The sequence below is a fragment of the Bartonella queenslandensis AUST/NH15 genome, from assembly GCF_000312585.1.
Lineage (GTDB): Bacteria > Pseudomonadota > Alphaproteobacteria > Rhizobiales > Rhizobiaceae > Bartonella > Bartonella queenslandensis_A.
Genome location: NZ_HE998004.1, coordinates 1,210 through 3,253 on the forward strand (window position 1 = coordinate 1,210; position 2,044 = coordinate 3,253).

Sequence of the window (2,044 nt, forward strand, 5' to 3'; positions counted from 1 at the left end):
GTAAGAGACGTCCATCATGTCCATTAGAAAGGGATAAACTAGGCAACCTATCATCATGAGCGGGGCAACGAGCAAGTCCATAATGTCCATGCCATCTACCACATAATGCATAAGTAATTTCTTGAGCTGTCGTATGTAATGCATAAGCATTACCTATAGCATGTGTAAAATACATAAAATCCCTTCCTGCTACTTGCATTACAGGACGGATTCTGTTATTTCAGTATTGCTATTATCGAAATACTTTGTCTGTCCTACAAGGCGAAGTTTTCTTTAGGCGGCGTTTTTGCAATGTTGGCTTTTTGCTTTCTTGATCGCATCATGGATATCATGCTTATAACCAACATGATAGGCGTGAGCCTATAAGTGATGCGCCGCCAAGGTATTTTTTATATCAATTTTTTTTGTACTCTTACGAACTGTAAGAAAGAATTTTTTTATTTCATGGGGTATCCCTCCGAGACATTAAATCTGTTTTGAATTTAAATTCGTAGAATCAATGTCATTTAACTGTATTAAACTAGCAACTCTTGGTAAGCTTTTCCAGTAAAAAAATGATTTTTCTATTTTTTAAAAACAATATTTTGTGTTTTTTTGCTTATGAAAGGCAATATTTTGCGCATTATACACATAATGGATAAAATCTACGGCTTAATAATCTCATTAAATGATAATAACTAAGAGAAACATCTTTATTGGATTATAGATCTATGCCAATAGCTTTGGCTTGCATTTTTTCATAGAGCTTACGCGTAACCATCATATTTTCTTTACGCACATCAATAATTGATTTTTCAATTGACGTTAAACGAGATTTATCTAAATTTCCTAACCGTGCATAATGGGATGCCATTGCTTGGCGTGCTTCGTCGTAAGGCAACCCGCCTTTACGATTTTTGGGTAAACTATAAACCTCATTTACCGTCTTATATTGCGCAGGATTACTAACAAGGATTACGTGCTTCTTAATAACATCTATTTCCATTAATGCTGTTTTAAGACTACTAATCATAGCCTTACTATTGGCATATCTAAACAAATCGTTTTCTACAAGACTACGTTCCGTACCAAGAAGTGATGATAAATCACCGCTTTTCCCAATGTTACGAAGATAACTACACAAACCACTCCGCACACCATGTAGTTTCTTGGTCATCAATGCGTCATCAAGACTTTTTACATAGTTATTTTCGCGAACAAAAATACGTTCTAACTCCTCAAATTCTTTAAAAATGATGACCTCCTATGATAACATCTTTATCTAACCAATCAGGACCATATTCTTTATCAGCATCTTTAGTAGAAAATCCCATATCACGAATAAATTGTGCTCCATGCCGCTTTTTAAGAAACAGAAGTGTATGTGCTGGAGGTTCAGTCATTGCTAACCATTCCCATGCTGCTTTGCTATCGTTAGCACGGTCCGCTGCTTCTGATTCAGCAGTATAAATACAGTTTTGATCTAATCCGCCTGCTCGTAACTCCTCACGTTCAGCATCAGTCATATAACTTTTGGGTAATTTCTTTTTCATAGGAAACTCCTTTTGTAATATTTATTTATATTTAATTTAATAGTTGAATCTGATCAATCAAAGTACCTCTAATTTTTTAGAGCAAGCTGTTTTTTAAGCCTACTTTTAAGCCTAAAATAAGTAGCATGAGAAATCCCTGTTTTTTCCATAACAATTTTGTTTGTAGGATAGGCTCTGCAATTGTAACAGGTTTAGCATATACAAGTTCACAAGCAAGGAGTAAAGCAGCAGTTGTTTTTCACTACCCCCTTTGGAATTAGCAAAGGGTATAACAGGCATTTCATTCCTCACTAAATAAGATATCGTACTTTATGGTACTATATATAGTATATAGTATCTTAAGATATAATAGAGTACTAACCTAAAAAATGATCGTTTTTTAGATGTGAAAATGCAAGAATACCCAAAATACAGTTATTCTTTGCGATCTGGTAATCTATAGCTGGTGTTGCGTCCAGCACCAGGATTTTGAATGAATATACTACGTTCTTTCAGTTCCTGATATCACGAAG

Annotated in this window: 2 protein-coding genes and 1 pseudogene; all 3 read right to left on the bottom strand. The window is 34.7% G+C overall.

The genetic code is table 11. The annotated features are described in order from the left end of the window. Window positions 1–175, bottom strand: a pseudogene (locus BN338_RS13130) (DUF7146 domain-containing protein); the annotation flags it as partial. Window positions 176–700: 525 nt separating this feature from the next. Beyond that, window positions 701–1,156: a hypothetical protein gene (locus BN338_RS06310; protein ID WP_198003687.1), complete on the bottom strand. Its 456-nt coding sequence runs from the start codon at window positions 1,154–1,156 to the stop codon at window positions 701–703. Between the two features lie 70 nt (window positions 1,157–1,226). After that, entirely contained in the window at window positions 1,227–1,532 is a 306-nt protein-coding gene (locus BN338_RS06315; protein WP_039760161.1) for a hypothetical protein, read from the bottom strand. Window positions 1,533–2,044 lie beyond the last annotated feature (512 nt).